This is a genomic window from Acidovorax sp. (assembly GCF_046294525.1).
GTDB lineage: Bacteria > Pseudomonadota > Gammaproteobacteria > Burkholderiales > Burkholderiaceae_C > Acidovorax.
Window position 1 is genome coordinate 80,086 of record NZ_JBKBKQ010000019.1, and the last position, 21,491, is coordinate 101,576.

The window sequence follows — 21,491 nt, forward strand, 5'->3', positions numbered from 1 at the left end:
TGGCCGCGCGCACCCCAGCGGTGTCGCGCAGCGCCCCAACCAGGAACCCAATCCATGTCCCGATTCCAAGTGAAAAAAGTCGCCGTGCTCGGCGCAGGCGTGATGGGCGCGCAGATTGCCGCCCACCTCGTCAACGTCAAGGTGCCCGTGGTGCTGTTCGACCTGCCTGCCAAGGAAGGCCCCAAGAACGGCATCGTTACGAAGGCCGTCGAAGGCCTCAAGAAGCTCAAGCCCTCGCCCCTGGGCGTGGCCGACGATGCGGCGCTGATCCAGCAGGCCAACTACGAAGAACACATGCACCTGCTCAAGGAATGCGACCTCGTGATCGAGGCCATTGCCGAGCGCATGGACTGGAAGCTCGACCTGTACACCAAGATCGCCCCCCACGTGGCCAAGCACGCCATCCTGGCGTCCAACACCTCGGGCCTGTCGATCACCAAATTGAGCGAAGTGCTGCCCGAGAGCATCAAGCCCCGTTTCTGCGGCATCCACTTCTTCAACCCTCCGCGTTACATGACGCTGGTGGAGCTGATCAACACGCCCACCACCCAGCCCGAAGTGCTCGACCAGCTCGAAGCCTTCGTCACCAGCGGCCTGGGCAAGGGCGTCGTGCGTGCGCACGACACGCCCAACTTCGTGGCCAACCGCGTGGGCATCGCCGGCATGCTGGCCACGATGAAGGAAGTCGAGAACTTCGGCCTGACCTATGACGTGGTGGACGACCTCACGGGCAAGAAGCTCGGCCGCGCATCGAGCGGCACCTTCCGCACCGCTGACGTGGTGGGCCTGGACACCATGGCCCACGTGATCAAGACGCTGCAGGACAACCTGAGCACAGAGACCGATCCTTTTTATGAAAGCTTTGGCACCCCAGCCGTGCTCAAGAAGCTGCTGGAACTGGGCAACCTGGGCCAGAAGACCAAGGCTGGTTTCTTCAAGAAAGTCGGCCGCGATGTGATGCGCTTTGAGCTGGAAAGCGAAGAGTACGTGCCCGCCGGCCAGAAGGCCGACGAGGTGTACGCGCGCATGCTCAAGAAGCCTGCCGCCGAGCGCCTGCGCCTGCTGCGCAACGCCGAAGGTGCGCCCGGCCAGTTCCTGTGGGCCATTCTGCGCAACAGCTTCCACTACGCTGCCGTGCATCTTTCAACAATAGCCGACAACGCCCGCGACGTGGATCAGGCCATGCGCTGGGGCTTCGGCATGAAGCAGGGCCCCTTCGAGCTGTGGCAGGAAGCCGGTTGGCTCGAAGTCGCGAAGATGATCCAGGAGGACATCGACGCTGGCAAAGCGCTGTGCAAGGCACCGCTGCCCGAGTGGGTGTTCAAGGGCCCCGTGGCCGAGGCCGGTGGCGTGCACACCGCGCAAGGTTCGTGGAGTGCATCGCAGAACAAGTTTGTGCCCCGCCGCCAGCTGCCCGTGTACGAGCGCCAGATCTTCCCCGAGGCCCTGCTGGGCGAAACCAGCCTGCCCGACTGGCGCACCGCTGGCACCACCATTGCGGAATCGAAAGCCCTACGCACCTGGACGCTTGATGGCCAGGTTCTGATTGCCAGCATCAAGAACAAGATGCACGCCATCAGCCCCGAAGTGATGGAAGCATTGATGGAAGCGCTGGAACTGGCCGAGGCCGAGTACCAGGGCATGGTCATCTGGTCCGGCGACGCCCCCTTCAGCGTGGGTGCGGACCTGGAAGCCACTATGCCCGCCTTCATGGTCGGCGGCGCTGATGCGGTGGAAAGCATCGAGCAAGAGCTGCAAAACCTGATGATGCGCATTCGCTACGCACAGGTGCCCGTGGTCGCGGCCATTCATGGCATGGCGCTGGGCGGTGGCTGCGAGCTGGCCGTGTATTCGGCCAAGCGCGTGGCGCACATGGAAAGCTACATCGGCCTGGTCGAAGTGGGCGTGGGCCTGGTGCCCGGCGCCGGTGGCCTGACCTACATCGCCCGCCGCGCGGCCGAGAACATGGCCGCTTCGACCAGCAAGGACATCCTGCCTTTCCTGACCGAAGGCTTCACCGCCGCGGCCATGGCCAAGGTGGGTACCAGCGCCATCGAATCGCGCAAGCTGGGCTTCCTGCTGGACAGCGACGTGATCGTGCCCCACAAAGACGAGCTGCTGTTCGTCGCCATCAACGAAGCCAAGTCCATGGCTGCGAGCGGCTGGCGTGCACCGCACAAGCGCCTGTTCCCCGTGGCGGGCCGCAGCGGCCTGGCCACCATCAAGGCCCAGCTGGTGAACATGCGCGACGGCGGTTTCATCAGCGCCTATGACTTCAAGATCGGCGCCATGATCGCCGAGGTGGTCTGTGGCGGCGATGTGGATGCCGGCGCCCTGGTGAGCGAGGAATACCTGCTCACGCTGGAACGCAAGGTGTTCTGCCACCTGATCGCCCAGCCCAAGACGCATGAGCGCATCCTGGGCATGTTGTCCACCGGCAAGCCGGTTCGCAACTGACCGGCATCACCATGACGAGCCAAGCCCCCAACAAACTCCAGCGCTCGCTGATGCGCCTGGACGAGGCCCCCGCCTTCATGCGCGGGTTCGTGCAGAACATCATCCTGCGCCGGGCTGTGCCCTTTACCGGCACGGCCGGGGTGAAGTTCGTATCGCTCACGCCTGAGCGGGTCGAAGTGCATCTTGCCAACGAGCACCGTGTGCAAAACCACATCGGTGGTGTGCACGCCTCGGCCATGAACCTGCTGGCCGAAACGGCCACCGGCATGGTCGTGGGCATGAACGTGCGCGACGACTGCCTGCCGCTGGCCAAGGAGCTCTCCATGGCGTTCAAGAAGCGCGCCACGGGCGGCCTCAAGGCCGTGGCCACGCTCACAGCCGAGCAGCGCGCCGCCATGCGGGCCAGCGACAAGGGCGAGGTGCAGGTGAAGGTCACCGTGACCGACGAAGCCGGTGTGGAGCCGGTCGAATGTGTATTTACGTGGGCCTGGGTTCCTTCCAGCCGCCCCCCCAAGAATTGAAGGAGTTTCACCATGGCTCAAAAACAAGTCCAGGACGCCTACATCGTCGCCGCCACGCGCACGCCCATTGGGCGCTCTGGCCGCGGCTATTTCAAGAACACCCGGCCTGACGACCTGCTGGTCGCCGCCATCAAGAGCGCCATGCTGCAGGTGCCCACGCTGGACCCTAAGGCGATTGAAGACGCCATCATTGGCTGCTCTTTCCCTGAAGGCGAGCAGGGCATGAACATGGCCCGCATCGCCGTGGGCCTGGCGTTCGACCACCCCGTGGGCGGCGTGACCGTGAACCGCTTCTGCGCATCCGGCATCACCGCCCTGCAGATGGCCGCCGACCGCATCCGCGTGGGCGAGGCCGACGTGCTGATCGCCGGTGGCGCCGAGTCCATGAGCCTGGTGCCCATGGGCGGCAACAAGCCCTCGTTCAACGCCGAGATTTTTGCGAAGGACGAGAACGTAGGCATCGCCTACGGCATGGGCCTGACCGCCGAAAAGGTCGCCCAGCAGTGGAAGGTGAGCCGCGAAGCACAAGACGCGTTCGCGCTTGAATCCCACCTGCGCGCCATCAAGGCGCAAAAGGCTGGTGAGTTCAGCGACGAAATCACCCCCATCGAAATTGTGGAGCGCTCGCCTAACCTCGCCACCGGCGAAGTGGTGGAAAAGCGCCGCACCGTGAGCCTGGACGAAGGCCCTCGCCCTGACACATCCCTGGAAGGCCTGGCCAAGCTCAAGCCCGTGTTTGCGGCGCGCGGCAGCGTCACGGCGGGCAACAGCTCGCAGACCAGCGATGGCGCGGGCGCGCTGATCGTGGCCAGCGAAAAGGCCGTGAAGCAGTTTGGCCTGACGCCTCTCGCGCGTTTTGTGAGCTACGCAGCGCGCGGCGTGCCGCCCGAGATCATGGGGATTGGGCCTATCGAGGCAATTCCTGCGGCGCTGCGTTATGCGGGCTTGAAGAGCGATGACATCGGCTGGTATGAGCTGAACGAGGCGTTTGCGGCGCAGTCGCTCGCCGTGATCAACACGCTGGGGTTGAATCCTGCGAAAGTGAATCCGATGGGTGGCGCGATTGCATTGGGGCACCCATTGGGGGCCACCGGTGCGATTCGTGCGGCGACGGTGGTGCATGCGCTGCGTCGGCACAAGCTGAAGTACGGCATGGTCACGATGTGTGTAGGTACAGGACAAGGCGCCGCCGGCATCATCGAAGCTTTGTAGTGGGCTGGCTACTGCGCGGGTCATCTGCGTCGTTGGGCGGTGCTCGGAATCCTCACGTACAGGAAGTACGTTCCGGTTCCTGTGCTCCGTCCGCCTAGCAGCTGATCCCGCTCGCTACGCCCTGGAGGGTGGGGTGTAAGGCAGGGGGAAAGTGCACTGCCTGTTTTTGTTTTCCATTCAAGCTGGCGCAGATCGGCATTGAGCTAAGGAGACAGACATGAACAAGCAAACCTTGCAGGTCAACGGGGCAGTGTCTTTGGCACTGCGTGTCTACGAACCCCAAGGCGCTCCGCGCGCCGGCGTTGTCATCGGCGGCGCGATGGGGGTGCGGCAGTCGTATTACGAGGCCTTTGCGTTGTGGATGGCGCAGCAGGGGTTTCGGGTCACCACGTTTGATTACCGAGGCCATGGCGACTCACTGCAGGGCGCCATGCGCGATGTGAAGGCGGACCTGTTTGACTGGGCGCAGGACTACGAGGCGGTGATCTCTGCTGCCAAGGCCGCGCTGCCGTCGCAGCCGCTGTATTTGCTGGGCCACAGCCTGGGCGCGCAGTTGCCGGGCTTGTTCAAAAAGCCTGAGCAGGTGGCGGGCCTGCTCAGCGTGGCCGCAGGCAGTGGCTACTGGCGCGACAACGCGCCGCAGCTCAAGCGCATCGTTCCTTACTTCTGGTGGGTGTTGGTGCCGCTGGCCACGCGGCTGTGCGGGTACTTTCCGGGGCGCACGCTCAAGAAGGTGGGCGACCTGCCTGCGGGGGTGATCCTGCAGTGGCGGCGCTGGTGTCTGGACCCGGCCTACAGCGTCGGCGCCGAAGGGCCAGCGGTGGCACAGAGTTACGGTGCGGTGCGATTCCCGGTGCTCGCCTTGTCGATGGCCGACGACGAGCTGATGACCTTGCGCGGCACACACAACCTGGTGAACCTGTACGCCAACACCGAGCGCAGGGTGGAGAGCATCACGCCGGCTGATCTGCAGGTGCGGCGCATCGGCCATTTCGGGTTCTTTCGCGACCAGTTCCAGCAGAGCCTGTGGCCGCGTGCTGCGGCTGCGCTGGCCGCCCTGGGCGGGGGTGGAATGCCCAGCAGTGAAGTCTCCGGCACGACGGCCTGAGGGGGCGTTTCGCGGCACACTCGCAGCATGACCTCCTCTGCTTCCACTTCTTCGTCTTCATCCATCCACCCGCTGGACGAAGCGCTGCAACTGACGGCCTCGTCCGCCGCGACGGGTCAGTACGAAGGGCAGACCCACCCCGGTTACTGGAACATGGTGGGCCCGTTCGGTGGCATCACCGCCGCCACGCTGCTGCAGGCCATCCTGCAGCACCCCGACCGGCTGGGCGATCCGCTGTCGCTCACCGTGAACTACGCGGGCGCGCTGACCTCGGGTGCATTCACCGTGCAGGCGACGCCCGTGCGTACCAACCGCTCTACCCAGCACTGGACGCTGTCGATCCTGCAGGCCGGTGCCGACGGCGCTCAGGTGGTCGCTACCACGGCCACCGCCGTCACGGCCGTGCGCCGTGAGACCTGGAGCGTGGGCGATGTGCCTATGCCCGAGGTGCCTCCCCCGGCAGAGCACAAAACCATCGTGGCACCCCCGGGGGCAGTCGAGTGGCTCAACCGGTATGAGATGCGTCCCATCGCTGGCTTTATTCCGCGCACCTGGGACGGCGGTGGCGACCACAGCCTGACGCAACTGTGGATGCGCGACACACCACCCCGGCCGCTCGACTTTGTGGCGCTGTCTGCATTGGCCGATGTGTTCTTCCCCCGCGTGTGGCTGCGCCGTGCGCGCCAGGTGCCTGCGGGCACGGTGTCGATCACCGTGTACTTCCACGCCACGGCAGAGCAACTGCAGGCCACGGGCACGGGCTTCTTGCTCGGCCAGGCGCGCGGGCAGGAGTTCCGCAACGGTTTCTTTGACCAGACCGTGCAGCTGTGGAATGAGGCTTGCACCATGCTCGCCACCAGCCATCAGATCGTTTACTACAAGGAATAGGAAGGCAGCCTGCTGCTCGGCACCGTTCAAGATTCCTTGAGACCTCCATTTATCAGACCCCAAAACCTTCCCCACCACCACCATGACCGAAGCCACTACCCAAGACATCCTCGTTCACTCCGAAGCGGGCGTGACCACCATCACCTTCAACCGCGTGGACAAGAAGAACTCCATCACGCGCGACATGTACGCCGCCATGGCCGATGCGCTCGATGCCGCCAAGGCCGATGCCAGCGTGCGCGTGGTGGTGTTCCAGGGCGACGTGGCGATCTTCAGCGCAGGCAATGACATTGGCGACTTTTTGCAGCAGCCGCCTGCCACGCAGGACTCGCCCGTGTTCCGTTTTCTGCGCGGCATCGCCACCTTCCCCAAGCCCGTGATCGCAGCGGTCTGCGGCCCGGCCGTGGGCATTGGCACAACCATGCTGTTCCATTGCGACCTGGTCTATGCGGGCGACAACGCGGCGTTCTCCATGCCGTTCGTCAACCTGGGCCTGTGCCCCGAGGCCGCATCCAGCCTGTTGGTGCCGCAGATGCTGGGGTACCACCGCGCTGCGGAAGCCTTGCTGTTGGGCGAGCCGTTCATGGCCGAAGCCGCGTTGGAAGTGGGGCTGGTCAACCGCGTGGTGCCGCCGACCGAGTGCAATGGCGTCGCACAGGCGCAGGCGAAGAAGCTGGCAGCCAAGCCGTTGTCGTCGCTCATCGAAACCAAGCGGTTGATGAAGGGCGGGCAGCAGGCGAAGGTGCTGGAGGTGATGGCGGAAGAGGGTGAGAGCTTTGGGCGCATGCTGCGCGAGCCTGCGGCGCGGGAGGCGTTCTCGGCGTTTATGGAAAAGAGAAAGCCAGATTTCAGCAAGAGCTGAAATCTGGCCGCCGCGGTAGCGGTGCAGACCGCGTAGCGGGCTGGATGATCTTTCGGTAAAAGCGCCGCCCCGACTTCAGCGCAGTCTGAAGGTAGGTAGGCGCGTCAGCGGCGTGGACTGCGTGGCAGGCCGACGTCGGTTTCGCTACAAGCGTAAGCCGGATTTCAGCGCGGTTTGAGTCACTGGTGTTGAAGTTTTTTGGCTGCGGGCGCTTACGCAGAAAGCGCTGGCAGCTATTGTTTTTACAGTTTTGTTCTCGTCCCATCCGTTCGGGTTGGGCCTGTCGAGGCTCTTGTGCGTTGGCTACTGCATGCCCGTGTTGAGTGCGGGAGCCGGGAGTCGCCCGGCGTGCGAGTAACTTTCTTTTGCTTCGCCAAAGAAAGTCACCAAAGAAAAGGCTACCCCCAGTCTGCGACCCCTTCGCTGTGCGAAGGGGCAAACCTGCGGAGGGGCGGTTGCGGGGTGCGCCGTGGAACTCGCTTTGCGCTGCGCGCGCCGCTCGGACAACCACGGCGAGTCAGAGCACGAAGCATGGGCGCTTCGACGCCCATGCCACCCCGCAACCGCCCCGCCGCAGGCGCAGCCAGCAGGGCGTGGGCAGCCGAACATCCAAACAGCCGGACATCCATTCGGGCCATCGCTTTGCTCGGCCCAGCTTTCGCAGCGCGTGGCGCTTGCGCCCGCAAGACTGGGCCGAGCGCAGCGTAGCGAAGCAATGGCCCGTGTCGATGTCCGCTCCCCGGGTCCCCTTCTGCGCGTGCCGAGAAGCGCAGGGCAGGGGGTGCGTGCGTGTGCCGAAGGACATACGCACTTCGTGCACTGACTTGCCGCAGTTGTTTGAACGGAGCGCGTAGCGCGCAGTGAGTTCTGCGGCGCACCCCCTGTCCGAGCATCGCAGGTTGCCCGTAGCGCAGTGGAGGGACGCGCGCAGTAGGGTCGCCCTTTCTTTGGTGACTTTCTTTCGGCGACGCGAAAGAAAGTTACTCGCGCGCCGGGCGACTCCCGGCATCCGCCCTTCGCCCAGGCACGCCATCAGCTTCCAAATGAGTAGCGGACCAGGCAATACATACAAGCGCCTCAAAGCAAATAGCATCCCATACCGATCACGATCAGACAGGCTATCTATTTTTACAAAGCACTTGCTTGCTAAAAATATACAGTTTTGCTATCGTGCCCGCATGGATTCACCCGTGCCGCGCACCAGCGCCATCGCCCCCGCTCCCAAGAAACCCCCGGCCCGCCCCCGCAGCAAGGCCGCAGCCTCCTCCAGCGCCAATTCCGCACCCAAAGCAACCCTTTCCTCCGAAGATCCCACCCGCCGCCCGCGCGGCCGCCCCCGCAAGACCGCCGAAGAACTCGACGACGGCAACCGCCGTCGCAAACTCATGGACGGCGCTGCCAAACTCTTCCGCACCCAGGGCTTTGCCGCCACCAGCACGCGCGACATTGCGGCGGCGGCGGGCATGCACAGCGGCTCGCCCTTCTACCACTTCGAAAGCAAAAGCGCGCTGCTCTATGCCGTGATGAGCGAGGGCATGACCATGGCTGCGCAAAGCCAGCAGCAGGCACTCGATGCACTGCCCGCCAAGGCCACACCACGCGAACAGCTGCACACACTCATTCGCCACCATTTCGAGATCCTGCTCGGCCCGCGCAGCAGCTTCATCCCGGTGATGCTGTACGAGTGGCGTTCGCTCACGCCCGCGCAGCGCAAGGGCATTGCCCGCATCAAGGACAGCTACGAGGCCACCTGGATGCCCGTGCTGGAAGCGCTGGCACAGCAGGGCGCACTGCAGGCCGAGCCCGGTGTGGCGCGGTTGTTCATCTTTGGGGCGCTCAACTGGGCGGTGCAGTGGTTCTCGCCCAAGAAGGGCAAGTCGCTCGACGCGCTCACCGACGAGGCGCTGGCCTTGTTCATCCGTTCATAACAAACAACCCCATCAAGGCAGAGTCACCATGGCCCCCACCGCGCGCAACGCCTACCAGTCTGTGTTTGCTCCGGGCCTGTTCCAGGGGCAGGTGGTGGTGGTCACCGGCGGCGGCTCCGGCATTGGCCGGTGCACGGCACATGAGCTGGCGCACCTGGGCGCGCATGTGGTGCTGGTGGGCCGCAAACCTGAAAAGCTGCTGGCCGTGGCCGAAGAGATCACCGCCGATGGCGGCCGCGTGTCGTGCCAGGTGTGCGACATCCGATCCGAAGAGGGCGTGGTGGCGCTGGTGCAGCAGATCCTTGCTGCGCAGGGCCGCATCGATGCGCTGGTCAACAACGCGGGCGGGCAGTTCATGTCGCCGCTCGAATCCATCAGCGCCAAGGGCTGGGAGGCGGTGTTGCACACCAACCTCACGGGCGGCTTTCTCATGGCGCGCGAGTGCTACCGGCAGTGGATGGCGCAGCAGGGCGGCTCCATCGTCAACATCGTGGCCGACATGTGGGGCTCCATGCCGGGCATGGGGCACAGCGGGGCTGCCCGTGCGGGCATGGTCAGCTTGACGGAAACTGCGGCGCTGGAATGGGCACACAGCGGTGTGCGCTTGAACGCCGTGGCGCCGGGTTACATCGCCTCCAGCGGCATGGACAACTACCCGCCCGAGGCGGCAGACATGCTGCGTGCCATGCCGCGCACGGTGCCGGTCGGGCGCTTTGGCAACGAGGCCGAGGTGTCGGCGGCCATCACCTTTTTGCTCAGCCCGGCAGCCAACTTCATCAGTGGCACCACGCTGCGGGTGGACGGCGCACGGCCCCAGGTGCGCATGGGCTGGCCGCAGCGCCCGCCTGGTGCCACCGCCGCTGCACACCCGGCCGTGCGGCCATTTGACGGCTTTCACCGCGCGCAGGTGCCGCAGGTGTTTGCACCTTCCCACACCCCCAAGACCGAGGCCGCATGACCGCCGTCTTCACTTCCCGATTCAACCCAGGCAGCGCCGAGGCCACGCAGCGCCGCGCGGCGCTGCAGGCCCGCCTTCATGCCCTGCGTGCGCTGGAAGAGCGTGCCGCCGCCGCCTCGGCCCGGTCGCTGCCCCAGTTTGAAAAACGCGGCCAGCTGCTGCCGCGCCAGCGGGTGGCGCTGTTGCTGGATGCGGGTGCGCCCTGGCTGCCGCTGTGCACCCTGGCGGGCTACCTGCAGGATGTGAAGGACCCCGAGAAGTCCGTGCCCGGTGGTGGCATGGTCGCGGGCATCGGCTTTGTCAGCGACGTGCGCTGCATGGTGGTGGCCAGTGACTCGGGCATCGAGGCGGGCGCCATCCAGCCCATGGGCCTTGAAAAAATCCTGCGCGTGCAGGAGATCGCGCTGCAAAACCGCTTGCCGTTCATCCACCTGGTGGAGAGCGCAGGCGCCAACCTGATGCGTTACCGGGTAGAGGCCTTCGTGCACGGCGGCTCGCTGTTCCGCAACCTCGCGCGGCTGTCGGCGGCGGGCATTCCGGTGATCACCGTACAGCACGGCTCGGGCACCGCAGGCGGCGCTTACATGCCCGGCTTGTCGGATGTGGTGATCATGGTGCAGGGCCGCTCGCGCGCCTTTCTGGCCGGGCCGCCGCTGCTCAGGGCCGCGACGGGCGAGATTGCGACGGAGGAAGAGCTGGGCGGTGCCGAGATGCACACCGCCGTCTCCGGCTTGGGTGAATACCTGGCCCAGGACGACCGCGAGGCCATTGGCATGGCGCGTGATGTGGTGGCGCAGCTGGGGTGGGACGCAGCGCCGCGGCCCAGCGCACCCGGGCCCGCCTTGCTTGGTGACGACCTGCTGGCCCTGATGTCCGCCGACCTGCGCCAGCCCGTGGACATGCGCGAGGTGATGGCGCGGCTGGTGGACGGCTCCGAGCTGCTGGAGTTCAAGGCCCGCTACGGCATGGCCACTCTGTGCGCGCAGGGCCACATCGGCGGGCATGCCGTGGGCTTCATCAGCAACAACGGCCCCATCGATGTGGCGGGCGCCAACAAGGCCACGCACTTCATCCAGTGGATGTGCCAGCTGGGCCACCCCATCATCTATCTGCAGAACACCACGGGCTACATGGTGGGCAAAGACAGCGAGCAGGGCGGCATGATCAAGCACGGCAGCAAGATGATCCAGGCCGTGACCAACGCCACCGTGCCGCAGATCACCATCCAGTGCGGCGCCAGCTTTGGCGCGGGCAACTACGGCATGTGCGGGCGGGGTTATGGGCCGCGCTTCCTGTTCAGCTGGCCCGGTGCCAAGACGGCGGTGATGGGCGGCGAGCAGGCCGCACGCACCATGCAGATCGTGACCGAGGCGGCGCTGGCGCGCAAAGGCATCACGCCCGACCCGGCCGAATCGCAGGCCCAGTTCGACAAGATCGTCGCCATGTTCGAGGCCCAGGCCGATGCGTTCTACACCAGCGGTCTGCTGCTGGACGACGGCGTGATCGACCCGCGCGACACACGGGCCGTGCTGGCGTTTTGCCTGGACACCTGCGCCGAGGCACAGGCCCGCATGCTGCGGCCCCTGAGCTTTGGCGTGGCACGGATGTAAGCGCTTCGCACGCAATCTCCCCGATGGCCGAGCCTCTCAAATACCTGCTGAACGACACCGTACCGCCGCGCATCGCGGCCATGGTGCGCCGTGCGTGGCGCAAGTTCGACACCACCGCGTTTCTACAGCAGGTAGAGCCTGGCTACGAATCGCTGGAGCTGATGGCGCGCGGCCAGCGCGTTGCGCAGGCCCTGCAGACACACCTGCCGCAAGACGTGCCGCGCGCGCTGGGTGTGCTGGTCGAATCGATGGACCCACCCATGGGCCTCGATGCCGCCGGTGAGCCCGATGCGGGTGACCGCCCCTACAGCGCCTTCCTGTACCTGCCCCACAGCATCTACATCGGCACACACGGCCTGCCACATTTCGAGGCGGCCATGGCCGCGCAGCACGCGCTCACCCAGCGCTTTACCGCCGAGTTCAGCATCCGCCCCTACCTGCTGCACCACCAGGGCGCCACGCTCGCGCGGCTGCGCGACTGGGCGCATGACGGCAACGCCCATGTGCGCCGTCTGGTGAGCGAAGGCACGCGGCCCCGCCTGCCCTGGGCGCCGCGTTTGCCTGCATTCCAGAACAACCCGCAGCTGGCCCTGCCGCTGCTCGATGCGCTCAAGGACGACCCATCGTCTTACGTGCGCCGCTCCGTGGCCAACCACCTGGGCGACATCGCCAAGGACCACCCCGACCTGGCCGTGGGCACCGCGCGCGCCTGGCTGCAGGGCGCGCCCGCCCCGCGCGAAGCCCTGGTGCGCTACGGCCTGCGTTTTCTCATCAAACGCGGTGACGCTGGCGCGCTCGATGCCCTGGGCGTGGGCCATGCCGTGGCGCTGGATGTGCGGGCCGCGCGCGTGCTGCCCGCCCGCGCACGCATTGGCGACAAGGTGCGCATCGAGGCCGAGCTGCACAACCCCACGCCGCAGCCCCAGCGCGTGCTGGCGGACCTGAAGGTGCACTACGTCAAGGCCCACGGCGGTGCGGCGCCCAAGGTGTTCAAGCTGCAGACGCTGGACATCGCCCCCGGCGCCACCGTAGCGGTGGGCAAGACGCTGTCGCTGCAGCAGATGACCACACGCACCCACTACCCCGGCGTGCACCAGGTGGAGCTGGTGCTCAACGGGCGGCCCCAGCCGCTGGGGCGGTTTCAGCTTTCGTGATCGAGGTTTGCAGGCACACCAACACACAAACGCAACAGCAGGAGACAAGCACCATGCAGTTCACGCACGAGCACCGCGAGATCCAGAAGACCCTCAAGCGCTTCATCGACGAGGAGATCAACCCCCACGTGGACGAGTGGGAAGCGGCCGAGATCTTCCCCGCGCACGAGGTCTTCAAGAAGATGGGCAACCTGGGCCTGCTGGGCCTGTGCAAGCCCGAGGAATACGGCGGCCAGGGGCTGGACTACTCGTACAGCCTGGCCATGGCCGAGGCGCTGGGCCACATCCACTGCGGCGGCGTCCCCATGGCCATCGGCGTGCAGACCGACATGTGCACCCCGGCGCTGGCGCGCTACGGCAGCGAAGAACTCAAGCGCAACTTTCTGGCCCCTGCGATTGCGGGCGACATGGTGGGCTGCATCGGCGTGAGCGAGCCTGCGGCGGGCAGCGATGTGTCGGGCATCAAGAGCGTGGCGCGCAAGGACGGCGACGACTATGTGATCACCGGCCAGAAGATGTGGATCACCAACAGCCTGCAGGCCGACTGGATGTGCATGCTGGTCAACACGGGCGAAGGCCCTGTGCACAAGAACAAGAGCCTGGTGATGGTGCCCATGCGGGATGGCCCGGGCGGCAAGCTCACCAAGGGCATCGAGGTGGCGCAGAAGATCCGCAAGATCGGCATGCACAGCAGCGACACCGGGCTGATCTACTTTGACGAGGTGCGCGTGCCGCAGCGTTACCGTATCGGTGCCGAGGGGCAGGGCTTCATCTACCAGATGCAGCAGTTCCAGGAAGAGCGCCTGTGGTGCGCCGCCAGCACGCTCGAATCGTTGAACCACTGCATCCAGTGGACCATCGACTACGCACAGGAGCGCAAGCTGTTTGGCAGCACGCTGGCCGACCAGCAGTGGGTGCAGTTCAAGCTGGCCGAGCTCAAGACCGAGGTGGAAGCGCTGCGTGCACTCACCTACCGCGCCTGCGACCTGTATGTGAACGGGCAGGACGTGCTGGAGCTGGCCAGCATGGCCAAGCTCAAGGCCGGCCGCCTGAACCGCGAGGTGCCCGACACCTGTCTGCAGTTCTGGGGCGGCATGGGCTTTACGCTGGAGAACAAGGTCTCGCGCATGTACCGCGACGGGCGGCTGGCGTCCATCGGCGGGGGCGCGGATGAAGTGATGCTGGGCATCCTGTCCAAGCTCATGGGCATCGCCAAGAGATGAGCAACACCCCCCTGAGCGACTTCGTCGCTTCCCCCCGCTCTCGCATTGCTGCGCAATGCGGGCAGGGGGACGCAGCCCTCGCTGCGGGGCGGCCCTTGCTCGGCTGCCCTGGCACCGGGCCGCGCCAGTTTCGTATGTCGTGCGTAGCGCGCAGCACGGTGGAGTCCTGACATGCCTTTACAGATAACCCGCGCGCCGCTGGCCAGCGGCTGCGTGGAAACCTGGACGCTCAACGACCCGGCCAGCCGCAACGCGCTGTCGGAGGCCATGGTGGATGCCCTGCTGACTGCGTGTGAGCGCGCTGTGGCTGATGCCGACCTGCGCGGCGTGGTGCTGCGTGGCGCGGGTGGCCACTTCTGCGCGGGTGGCAGCCTGGGCGGCTTTGCCAAGACCATTGGCCAGCCCCTGGCTGTGGGCGAGGCTGACCCGCTGGTGCCACTGAACCGCCGCTTTGGCGCGCTGCTGCAGGCCCTGTGTGCGCTGCCGCAGTGGCTCATCGTGGCGGTGGAGGGTGCGGCCATGGGCGGCGGCTTTGGGCTCGTGTGCTGTGCCGACCATGTGCTGGCCCACACAAGCGCGCAGTTCGCCACGCCCGAGGTAACGCTGGGCATCGTGCCTGCGCAGATCGCACCGTTTGTGGTGCGGCGCCTTGGCCCGTCTGCTGCGCGGCGGTGTTTGCTGACAGGGGAGCGCTGGGATGCTGCTGTCGCCCAGCGCTTGGGCCTGGTCGATGACGTGGTGGAGGGCGACATGGATGCGGCTGTACGGGCTGCCATCGCACGCCACGCCGCCGCCGCACCCCAAGCTGTAACCGCCACCAAACGTTTGTTGCTGGCCCAAGCCGAAACGCCGTTGCCCGCACTGCTGGACGAAGCGGCAATTGCCTTTTCGCAGGCGCTGCGTGGCCCCGAGGCGCCGCAAGGGCTGGCGGCGTTTGCTGCGCGCAAGGCGCCGCCCTGGAGTGCGAAGCCATGAAAAAGATACTGATCGCCAATCGCGGCGTTCATGCCGCAGGCATGGCGAAGCAAATTGCCCGCGCACGCGAAGCGTGCAGGCGGGCGATGGAGCCGCGAGGGCACAGCTTGTGAAAAAGATACTGATCGCCAATCGCGGCGAAATCGCCCGCCGGGTGATTCACACCGCCCACCGCATGGGCATCGAAACAGTCGCGGTCTACTCCGACCCCGACGCCAACGCACTGCACGTGCGCGAAGCCACCCAGGCGGTGGCGTTGGGCGGAGCGGCCAGCGCCGACACCTACCTGAGCACCGACAAGCTGCTGGCCGCCGCCCGAGCCACCGGCGCAGATGCCGTGCACCCTGGCTATGGCTTCCTCAGCGAGAACGCGGACTTTGCCCAGGCCGTGGTCGATGCGGGCCTGACCTGGATCGGCCCGCCGCCCGGCGCCATCCGCGCGCTGGGCAGCAAGGCTGGCGCCAAGGCGTTGGCCCAGACGCAGGGCGTGCCCTGCCTGCCCGGCTATGCGGGCGACGACCAGAGCGACGAGCGCTTTGCCGCCGAGGCTGCACGCATCGGCTCGCCCCTTATGGTCAAAGCCGTGGCGGGCGGGGGAGGGCGCGGTATGCGCCTCGTCACCGACCTGGCGCAGTTGCCCGCCGCACTGGCCAGCGCACGGTCGGAGGCGCTGGCGGGTTTTGGCTGTAGCGACCTGCTCATCGAACGCGCACTGCTGCAGCCGCGCCATGTGGAGGTGCAAGTCTTTGCCGACGCCCACGGTGAGTGCATCCACCTGGGCGAGCGCGATTGCTCCGTACAGCGCCGCCACCAGAAGATCATTGAAGAGGCGCCCAGCCCCGCCGTGGACGCCGCACTGCGCGAGCGCATGGGCGCCTGCGCCGTGGCGCTGGCAGAGGCCGCTGGCTATGTGGGTGCGGGCACGGTGGAATTCCTTCTGGATGGGGCTGAATTCTTCTTGATGGAGATGAACACCCGCCTGCAGGTGGAGCATCCGGTGACCGAAGCGCTCACGGGGCTGGACCTGGTGGAATGGCAGATCCGAGTGGCTCGGGGTGAGCCGCTGCCGCTCACGCAAGATCAGGCGCATCTGAAAGGCCACGCCATCGAAGTGCGCCTGTGTGCCGAAGACGCGCACTTCCGCCCCCACTCCGGCCGCGTGCTGCAGTTCAGCGCACCTCCAGCCACCGCGTTTGAGCGCTCGGCCATGGGCGCGCTGCGCTTTGACCATGCGCTGGAAGAGGGCGCCGAGGTCTCGCCCCACTACGACGCCATGCTGGGCAAGCTCATCGTGCACGCGCCCACGCGGGCCGAGGCTGTTGCCGCCCTGGTGCGCGCGCTGCAGGGCACCCGAGTGCTGGGCCTGCCCACCAACCGCGCGTTTCTGGCGGCCTGCCTGCAGCATCCGGTGTTTGCCAGCGGGCAGGCGCTGGTGCCGTTCCTGGCCGCACATGCCGCAGATTTGCAAGAATTGCTATTAAAAAAAGAGCTTAAAGCGCTTATCCAATGCGCGGTAGGGGCCATTTTTTCTTCAAAAATGTCGTCCGATCTGCCCTGTGCGCTCGCCCGCCCGATGCGCCTGCGCCACGAGGGCCAAGTGCATGCAGTGGCCGTGCGGGAGTTGGGCGGTGGGCGGCTGCAGATTGAGCAGGCCGGGGCAGAACCTGTGACTTTGGAACTGCCCCAGCGCGGTGTGCACTGCGTGGCGGTGGGCCCTCGGCGCTGGCACTGGCAAACCGGCGGCGTGGACGGCTGGGTGGAAGACGCATCGTGGGAACCCGCTGCGCGCGCGGGTGCGGCGGGCGGTGCGGCAGAGCTGCGCGCCCCCTTCAACGGCAAAGTGGTCGCACTGCCTGTGGCCGCAGGCCAGGCGCTGGCGGCGGGCGACACGGTGGTGGTCATCGAATCCATGAAGCTCGAACACAGCCTGGCCAGCCCCGCAGCCGCCACGGTGGCCGAGCTGCTGGTAGCGCCCGGCCAGCAGGTGTCGCCCGGCCAGGTGCTGGCCCGCTTTGCACCCGCCATGCAAGGAGCGCCCGCATGACCGCCACGTCCGATGCAAGTTCTGGGAGCGACGAAGACCGTACCGCCCTCACCGACATCGTCACCCGCTTTGCCCGCACCGAGATCGCGCCGCATGTGGACGCGTGGGACGCGGCCGGTGAATTCCCCCGCAGCCTGTACCGCCGCGCGGCCGACCTGGGCCTGCTGGGGCTGGGCTACCCAGAGCAGTACGGCGGCACGCCTGCCAGCTACGCCTTGCGCATGCCGCTGTGGCGCGCGCTCAGTCGCCACGGTGCCAGCGGCGGTGTGCTGGCCAGCCTGCTGTCGCACAACATCGGTCTGCCGCCCGTGCTGGCGCATGGCAGCGACGCTGTGCGCGCTGAGGTCATTCCGCCCGTGTTGGCGGGCGAGCAAATCGCTGCGCTGGCGATTACCGAACCCGGGGGCGGGTCCGACGTGGCCCAGCTCAAGACCACGGCGCGGCGCGAGGGCGACGAGTACATCGTCAACGGCGAAAAGGTGTTCATCACTTCCGGCATGCGCGCGGACTGGATCACCGTGGCGGTCAGAACAGGAGAAGCGGGCAGCAAGGGCAGCGCAGGCATCTCCATGCTGCTCATCCCGGGCCACAGCGCAGGCCTGTCGCGCAGCAAGCTCGACAAGATGGGCTGGCTCTGCTCCGACACCGCCCATCTGCGCTTTGACAACGTGCGCGTGCCCGCCCGCTACCTGCTGGGCGAAGAGGGCGCGGGCTTTCGCATCATCATGGCCAACTTCAACGGCGAGCGCTTTGGCCTGGCCGCATCGGCCCTGGGCTTTGCCGAGGCCTGCTACGACGAAGCCCTGGCCTGGGCCCGCCAGCGTAAAACCTTTGGCGCCGCGCTGGTCGAGCACCAAGTCATCCGCCACAAGCTGGTGGACATGCAGATGCGCATCCAGTCCACCGCTGCGTGGTGCGAGTCCGTGGCCGCGCAGGCCGATGCGGGGCGCACTGGCCCCGATTGGGTCGCGCAGGTGTGCCTGCTCAAGAACCACGCCACCCAAACCATGCAGTTCTGCGCCGATCAGGCCGTGCAGATCCTGGGTGGCATGGGCTTCATGCGCGGCACCGTCAGCGAGCGCATCTACCGCGAGGTCAAGGTCATGATGATTGGCGGCGGTGCGGAAGAAATCATGAAAGACCTGGCTGCCAAGCAGCTCGGCATTTGAAGGAGACAGCCACCATGCACAGCACCGACCACGGCAACAAAGCCATCATCACCTGCGCCATCACCGGCGTGCTGACGGACCCCGGCCAGCACCACGTGCCCGTCACGCCCGAGCAACTGGCCAAAGAAGCCCGCCGCGCCTACGACGCAGGCGCCGCCGTCGTCCACGTGCACTTTCGTAACCAAGAGCCCGACAAGGGCCACCTGCCCAGCTGGGACCCGCAGGTCGCGCGCGACTGCGTGCAAGCCATGCGCGAGGCCTGCCCGGGTTTGATCATCAACCAGACCACCGGCGTGGTCGGCCCCAATTACCAAGGCCCGCTGGATTGCCTGCGCGCCACCCGCCCCGAGATGGCCGCGTGCAACGCCGGCTCGCTCAACTACCTGAAGGTGCGCAGCAACGGCACCTGGGCCTGGCCGCCCATGCTGTTCGACAACCAGCCCGCCAAGGTCAAGGACTTCATCGACGTGATGCTGGAGACCGGCACGCTGCCAGAGTTCGAATGCTTTGACGTGGGCATCGTGCGCTGCGTGGAGATGTACGTGCAGACCGGCATGTACACCCAGGGTCTGCCCGAATACAACTTTGTGATGGGCGTGGAGTCTGGCATGCCCGCCGACCCGGACCTGCTGCCCATCTTGCTCAAGCTCAAGATCAAGGACGCCCCCTGGCAGGCCACCGTCATCGGCCGCAGCGAGATCTGGCCCGTGCACCAGCGCGTGGCCGAGCTGGGCGGGCATTTGCGCACGGGGCTGGAGGACACGTTCTATCTGCCGGATGGGACGAAGGCAGATTCGAACGGGCCGCTGATTGAGAAACTGGCGGAGTACGCGCGCAACGTGGGGCGGGAGGTGGCTTCGCCACAAGAGGCGCGGGGGATGTTGGGGTTACAGGTGCTCTAGCTTGCGGCTGGTGGGCAATCGCTCACTTCGGTCGTTCATCTCTTGGAAGGATCAACACCGCGCATGGGCACATCATTTATTTAACATGACGACCCAATCATGTTAAGAAAATCGTGTTTTTTTAACGCATCATTGCACTCATGTGCGGTTTTTGCGTGATTCCAGACACGAACAGAATGACTCCATGACATTGCAACCCAGCTACTCCATCCCCAAGCTTCCGCCGCTGGGTGTCGATTTTCAGACGCCAGAACTGCTCAAGGCATTGGTCGCGGCCCATCGCCACCTGGCGGAACTCAAGGGTTGCGCCGCCAGCATTCCCAACCAAGCCATTCTGATCAACACCTTGGCATTGCAGGAGGCCAAGGCAAGTTCGGAAGTGGAAAGCTATGTCACCACGCAGGACGAGTTGTTTCAGGCGGATTTGCACATCGCCGAATGGGTGTCGCCCGCCGCCAAGGAGGTGTCGCGCTACCGGGAGGCGCTGAGGCACGGATTCGACCGCATGCGAGAGCAACAAGGCATCCTGGGCAATGGCACGCTGATTGCGCTGTTCCAGTTGCTGAAGAACAGCAGCGAGACATTCCGTACCGGTGGGGGCACGGTGCTCAAAAATGAGAAAACCGGCGCAACCGTCTTTGTGCCACCGCAAGACAGCTCGCAGGTGCAAACTCACATGCAGGCGCTGGAACAATTCATCAACGATGACCTGGCCAGCGACCTGGACCCGATCATCAAGATGGCGCTGATTCACCACCAGTTCGAAAGCATCCACCCTTTCAGTGATGGCAACGGTCGCATCGGGCGGATTCTGTGTGTGCTGTATCTGGTGCGCACCGGCTTGCTGGACACGCCCGTGCTGTACCTATCTCGCTACATCAATCAGTACAAGGGTGACTACTACCGTTTGCTGCAGGAGGTGCGCGATGCGGAAGGCGACCCGGCTGCCAGTGCAGCAAGCTGGCAGGCTTGGGTGGTCTTCATGCTCAATGCCGTGGCGCAGACGGCGCGCCAAGCCGTCCAACTGGTGGGTGGCATGCGCGACCTGATGGCCGAAACCAAGCGCCGCATGCGAACCGACACCCCCAAGCTGTATTCGCAGGACCTGCTCAACAACCTGTTTCGCCACCCCTACACGCGCATCGAATTCGTGCAGAACGACCTGGGCATCACGCGCCAAACGGCAGCGCGCTACTTACGACAACTGGCCCAAGCGGGGCTGGTGCAGGAGCACAGCCAAGGCAAACACTTGTATTTCATCAATGCGCCGTTGGTGGAGTTGTTGGTGCGTGGGGAGCGTGGATAAAAGGCCTCGGATGGGGGCGTGTACGCCGCGAATGCAACTTTGTGATGGGCGTCGAATCCGGCATGCCTGCGGACCCGGACCTGCTACCCATCCTGCTCAAACTCAAGATCAAGGACGCCCCCTGGCTAGCTACCGTCATCGGCCGCAGCGAGATCTGGCCCGTGCACCAGCGCGTGGCCGAGCTGGGCGGGCATTTGCGCACGGGGCTGGAGGACACGTTCTATCTGCCGGACGGGATGAAGGCGGATTCGAACGGGCCCTTGATTGAGAAGCTGGCGGAGTACGCGCGCAATGCGGGGCGGGAGGTGGCTTCGCCGCAGGAGGCGCGGGGGATGCTGGGGTTGACGGCTTCGGGCACGCCGTAAGGACTGATGCGTTCCTTCTCCTGGTTTTTTCATTGCAAATTGATCGCTAACTGATCAACTTGCAAGGGTGAGACAACACCCGCGTTGTTGTATCGATAGGTCGGGTTAGCCCGCCAAAATCTCTGAAGGAATGCAGCCGCCACCGCCGCCACCGCCACCACATGCGATGATTTTTATTGAAGCTACTCTAGGAGGAGGCGTCCAGGTAGAGGTGCCAGGCAAGACAAATGCATCCACATCAATCAGCTGGCCTTCCGCGTCGTATTGAAAAAAGACTGCCGCACCATCTGCGCCATTTCCGCCGCTGCTGCCTAGCAATCCGTTTCCGCCTCCACCTCCACCGCCAGCAGGCCAAGATCCATCTCCGCCTGCGCCGCCATGCAACGCTGATGCAGTAGTCGCCACTCTTTCTGATGAGCTAATAACATCAACCAACACAGCCTCCTCATGAGGTGTGGTGCAAAGTTCTAGCCAACGAGAATGTGCTTCCAGATTTTCTTGCAACGCATCTTCTATGGTGCGAAGAAGTCTTCCCATTGCAACTTGGGCGTCCTGGGGGCGTTCTTGAAGATGTCTCGGAAATGTTAGACCAAACAAAACGAGGGTGCGACCATAGATTTTGCTAATCGGACTGTAGATCAGCCGTGCCCCCTTGCGTGAGACCTCTATGAAGTAGGCCATTTTTTCACTAGCAGGCTGCTGAAATACCTCTCGCAGTCCCTCCGCCGCTGAGACACAGCCACGACAATCAAGGCCCCCGACCACAAGACAAGCCATCCATGCGCGGAGCCGACACCTTCACCGAGAGC

17 protein-coding genes and 1 pseudogene are annotated in these 21,491 nt (G+C 65.3%); 17 read left to right on the forward strand and 1 reads right to left on the reverse strand.

The features are described 5' to 3' along the window. Positions 1 to 54: 54 nt before the first annotated feature. From ACK4HJ_RS16720 to ACK4HJ_RS16800, 17 genes and pseudogenes are all read left to right on the forward strand, one after another. Positions 55 to 2,457 (forward strand): 3-hydroxyacyl-CoA dehydrogenase NAD-binding domain-containing protein, encoded by a 2,403-nt coding sequence (locus ACK4HJ_RS16720; RefSeq protein WP_409833658.1) that lies wholly within the window; start codon positions 55 to 57, stop codon positions 2,455 to 2,457. An 11-nt stretch (positions 2,458 to 2,468) separates the two neighbouring features. Then, positions 2,469 to 2,978 carry a DUF4442 domain-containing protein gene (locus ACK4HJ_RS16725; protein ID WP_409833660.1) on the forward strand — a complete coding sequence of 170 codons (510 nt, stop codon included), beginning with the start codon at positions 2,469 to 2,471 and terminating at the stop codon, positions 2,976 to 2,978. A 12-nt stretch (positions 2,979 to 2,990) separates the two neighbouring features. Next, the gene (locus tag ACK4HJ_RS16730; RefSeq protein WP_409833662.1) at positions 2,991 to 4,190 is read left to right on the forward strand and encodes an acetyl-CoA C-acyltransferase; all 1,200 of its coding nucleotides are present in this window, start codon (positions 2,991 to 2,993) and stop codon (positions 4,188 to 4,190) included. 217 nt (positions 4,191 to 4,407) lie between these two features. After that, positions 4,408 to 5,298 carry an alpha/beta fold hydrolase gene (locus tag ACK4HJ_RS16735; RefSeq protein WP_409833664.1) on the forward strand — a complete coding sequence of 297 codons (891 nt, stop codon included), beginning with the start codon at positions 4,408 to 4,410 and terminating at the stop codon, positions 5,296 to 5,298. A 27-nt stretch (positions 5,299 to 5,325) separates the two neighbouring features. After that, on the forward strand, positions 5,326 to 6,186 hold the full coding sequence (locus tag ACK4HJ_RS16740) for an acyl-CoA thioesterase (RefSeq protein WP_409833666.1): 861 nt from the start codon (positions 5,326 to 5,328) through the stop codon (positions 6,184 to 6,186). A gap of 82 nt (positions 6,187 to 6,268) precedes the next feature. Next, a complete protein-coding gene (locus ACK4HJ_RS16745) occupies positions 6,269 to 7,048 on the forward strand; it encodes an enoyl-CoA hydratase (protein WP_409833668.1) in 780 nt (259 codons plus the stop codon). 1,178 nt (positions 7,049 to 8,226) lie between these two features. Continuing rightward, complete coding sequence (locus tag ACK4HJ_RS16750) at positions 8,227 to 8,976, forward strand: TetR/AcrR family transcriptional regulator (RefSeq protein WP_094288829.1); 750 nt, start codon at positions 8,227 to 8,229, stop codon at positions 8,974 to 8,976. Positions 8,977 to 9,004: 28 nt separating this feature from the next. Next, entirely contained in the window at positions 9,005 to 9,934 is a 930-nt protein-coding gene (locus ACK4HJ_RS16755) for an SDR family oxidoreductase (protein ID WP_409833670.1), read from the forward strand. Beyond that, positions 9,931 to 11,544: an acyl-CoA carboxylase subunit beta gene (locus ACK4HJ_RS16760; protein WP_409833672.1), complete on the forward strand. Its 1,614-nt coding sequence runs from the start codon at positions 9,931 to 9,933 to the stop codon at positions 11,542 to 11,544. The genes ACK4HJ_RS16755 and ACK4HJ_RS16760 overlap by 4 nt, the downstream gene beginning before the upstream one ends. Positions 11,545 to 11,567: 23 nt before the next feature. Beyond that, entirely contained in the window at positions 11,568 to 12,698 is a 1,131-nt protein-coding gene (locus ACK4HJ_RS16765) for a DNA alkylation repair protein (RefSeq protein ID WP_409833674.1), read from the forward strand. Between the two features lie 53 nt (positions 12,699 to 12,751). After that, positions 12,752 to 13,921, forward strand: coding sequence for an acyl-CoA dehydrogenase family protein (locus ACK4HJ_RS16770; RefSeq protein ID WP_409833676.1), 1,170 nt, complete (start codon positions 12,752 to 12,754; stop codon positions 13,919 to 13,921). Positions 13,922 to 14,092: 171 nt separating this feature from the next. Then, positions 14,093 to 14,896 (forward strand): enoyl-CoA hydratase/isomerase family protein, encoded by an 804-nt coding sequence (locus ACK4HJ_RS16775; protein ID WP_409833678.1) that lies wholly within the window; start codon positions 14,093 to 14,095, stop codon positions 14,894 to 14,896. A gap of 109 nt (positions 14,897 to 15,005) precedes the next feature. Beyond that, positions 15,006 to 16,940, forward strand: a complete 1,935-nt coding sequence (locus ACK4HJ_RS16780; RefSeq protein WP_409833680.1) for an acetyl/propionyl/methylcrotonyl-CoA carboxylase subunit alpha — start codon at positions 15,006 to 15,008, stop codon at positions 16,938 to 16,940. Continuing rightward, complete coding sequence (locus tag ACK4HJ_RS16785; RefSeq protein WP_409833681.1) at positions 16,937 to 18,109, forward strand: acyl-CoA dehydrogenase family protein; 1,173 nt, start codon at positions 16,937 to 16,939, stop codon at positions 18,107 to 18,109. The genes ACK4HJ_RS16780 and ACK4HJ_RS16785 overlap by 4 nt, the downstream gene beginning before the upstream one ends. A gap of 14 nt (positions 18,110 to 18,123) precedes the next feature. After that, positions 18,124 to 19,011, forward strand: coding sequence for a 3-keto-5-aminohexanoate cleavage protein (locus ACK4HJ_RS16790; RefSeq protein WP_409833684.1), 888 nt, complete (start codon positions 18,124 to 18,126; stop codon positions 19,009 to 19,011). 184 nt (positions 19,012 to 19,195) lie between these two features. Beyond that, on the forward strand, positions 19,196 to 20,317 hold the full coding sequence (locus ACK4HJ_RS16795) for a Fic family protein (protein ID WP_409833686.1): 1,122 nt from the start codon (positions 19,196 to 19,198) through the stop codon (positions 20,315 to 20,317). 26 nt (positions 20,318 to 20,343) lie between these two features. Then, positions 20,344 to 20,682, forward strand: a pseudogene (locus tag ACK4HJ_RS16800) (3-keto-5-aminohexanoate cleavage protein); the annotation flags it as partial. Between the two features lie 105 nt (positions 20,683 to 20,787). Here the strand turns inward: ACK4HJ_RS16800 and ACK4HJ_RS16805 are convergent. Beyond that, positions 20,788 to 21,363 carry a hypothetical protein gene (locus ACK4HJ_RS16805; protein ID WP_409833688.1) on the reverse strand — a complete coding sequence of 192 codons (576 nt, stop codon included), beginning with the start codon at positions 21,361 to 21,363 and terminating at the stop codon, positions 20,788 to 20,790. Positions 21,364 to 21,491: the final 128 nt, after the last annotated feature.